The organism is Vibrio sp. T20, assembly GCF_007858795.1.
Taxonomy (GTDB): Bacteria; Pseudomonadota; Gammaproteobacteria; order Enterobacterales; family Vibrionaceae; genus Vibrio; species Vibrio satsumensis.
The window spans coordinates 1-345 of record NZ_VFEB01000152.1 but is presented as its reverse complement, the minus strand read 5'-3'; the positions used below and the strand labels follow the sequence as shown (position 1 = coordinate 345).

General features: G+C 41.7%; 1 pseudogene. It reads left to right on the top strand.

Annotation, left to right across the window (positions count from 1 at the left end):
- Positions 1–69: 69 nt before the first annotated feature.
- A pseudogene (locus FTW16_RS17750) lies at positions 70–345 on the top strand (TIGR01666 family membrane protein); the annotation flags it as partial.

Below are 345 nucleotides of genomic sequence, written 5' to 3'. Positions count from 1 at the left end.
GGATAAGTATCAAATTCTTGTGCTTGATTTCTGTTAGGATTATGGTTTTAGTGTATTAAGTGAGCGACTGTGGACTTCTCTGTCAAATTACGCCTCTATTGGGCGAATAAAACCATCAATTACAGCGTGTTAATTCTCATCACTCTACTGGGTGTTGTTATTCCTGCTTGGTATTATGAACTAAACACACTCATCACGCCTTTAATTTTAGGGGTTATTGCTGCCGCACTAGCTGAAAGTGACGACAGCTTTACGGGCCGCTTAAAGGCACTCACTCTTACGTTTATCTGTTTTGCGATCGCCGCCTTTTCCATTGAGCTACTCTTCAACACACCTTGGTTGTTC